The 2,032-nt window shown below is 43.3% G+C and carries 2 rRNA genes; both read left to right on the plus strand.

Annotation, left to right across the window (positions count from 1 at the left end):
• Window positions 1–14 precede the first annotated feature (14 nt).
• Window positions 15–130: ribosomal RNA gene (rrf, locus tag EKG38_RS24665) — 5S ribosomal RNA — on the plus strand.
• A gap of 1,784 nt (window positions 131–1,914) precedes the next feature.
• Window positions 1,915–2,032 (plus strand): 16S ribosomal RNA (locus EKG38_RS24670); the annotation flags it as partial.

Genomic DNA, 2,032 nt, shown 5'->3' on the forward strand with positions numbered 1-2,032 from the left:
TTTTACCAAATTAGTCTGGAAACCATAGCATTGTGGCCCCACCTGATCCCATCTCGAACTCAGAAGTGAAACGCAATCGCGCCGATGGTAGTGTGGGGTCTCCCCATGTGAGAGTAGGTCATTTCCAGGCGCCTAATTAAGTGACGAAGCCACCTGAATAAGGTGGCTTTTTTGCGTTTGGGCTATTTTAAGTTTCAGGCCCTGTAGCTCATGCTCAATTTCAATGTAGCCAGGTGACTTCCCCACTTAGGTAGGCATGAATGCCTACTTCACATGCAGCCCGTAGCGACTTTAACGGCATTTCCGCCATCCATGGCGGTCAGGGTCTATAGTTTCTATCTAGTTTCTTAGCTGACCATGACAGGTGCCTTCGATCTTAAGAAAGCTTCGCGGCTAAAGCACGCTCCTACAGAGGAGGGCTGGTTACGAAGTTCAAGCTGTATGTAAAAGGGGATAATACAAATCGGTATAAGGATGTGATCGCTCAGCGAGAATTTAGCGCTTTAGAGGAGAGGTTATTAATTGCATCCTTGGCTCTAGCATCCTCGGTAACTGTTCCATGCGTTACTTTACCTCCTGAATCCATTCAGTCGTGCTTAGCTCTGTTTTTATCCCCTAAATCCATATAGTCATGCACTCTTCTTTAACTAAATGCAGCATACCCGTCATTATGGCGGTCAGGGTTTATAGTTTTTCTCTGTTTTCTACTTATATTCGAAGCTGGCCATGACTGGTGTCCTATCTGTTTTGTCTGCTTCCTTTTATTAGATAGGTAGATGTTGATCTTTGGTTACCGCTTATCTTTGCATAACGGCTGGTTAGCCAATCTTGACTCTCGTTAATGCTTGTTACTGGATCTACAATTACCATGACGGTTGCCCTCGCTTCGAAAACAGACATTTTGATCTTACATTTATACGAAAAATCTTCCGTCTAGAGCGCCACACGAGAGGGCTTCGGCACGATTGTATTCTATGGTTCTAGATTTTAACTCTTGCTCCTAAACTATTCCTTCATAAAACACGGTATGTTTCTGCTTATTACCTATCATTTGACGCTCTTGTAGCAGGCTCGTTTTAGTTGCCAGGCCGATATTTGTTATTACCGATATCAATATGAAGCTTGTAAACCTGATTGGACAACCGCTTTGATCGTATAAGTTTCAGCATCTGACCTATTGAACAGCTTTAATTGATTGGATTTCAACCGTTAATGTGGTCGGTGAATACATGACGTGACTGATGCGTATGGGGGCTAAATCAGCATCAGTCGTGCTTTATATGTGTTAGTTGTGGGTAACTCTGTGCGCAGCTGGTGTGTAAGCTGTTCTTAAGTGCCTATTTGATAAAAACATCTATTATTCAGTAATTAGCGCTTGTGCTCTGCCTAAAACTCCCTATAATTCGCTCCCACTGACACGGCACAGCAGGCCAACTAACTAGTCGAAAGGTTAGATAGGACGGGACTTGCAGCGGTGTTGGAGGGTTTAACTTCTTCGGAATTAGACTCAGGTGATAAGCGCTTTAAGGGCTTCGGGTTTTGATTGATTTTCACATTAGTGATTAAGAAATCATCGCTTGAAAAACTTCTTAAAATAAGCGCTTGACGCCAACCACGGAGCGTGTAGAATACGCCTCCTCAAGCCAACGACCTAGCGTCTAACGGCAGCATCTGAAAGATTGATGCTAACGCTCTTTAACAAGTTGAAACAAGAAATCTGTGTGGACACTCACAGGTGTTGAGTTATTCGAAATTGCTTCTTAGGAAGCAATCAAAAATTTAACTCGATGAACCACTGAGTGACCATAGCAATATGTAAACTTCATAAACTTTCGGGTTTGTGAAAAACAGTATAATTCATTGAGCCGTTTTGCTCACGCTCTTAGTTGAGTTAGTGAGTAAAACAAAAAACTTTAATTGAAGAGTTTGATCATGGCTCAGATTGAACGCTGGCGGCAGGCCTAACACATGCAAGTCGAGCGGAAACGGAGATAGCTTGCTATCAGACGTCGAGCGGCGGACGGGTGAGTAA

Origin of the sequence: Shewanella canadensis (assembly GCF_003966225.1) — a bacterium.
In the GTDB taxonomy this organism is placed as follows: Bacteria; Pseudomonadota; Gammaproteobacteria; order Enterobacterales; family Shewanellaceae; genus Shewanella; species Shewanella canadensis.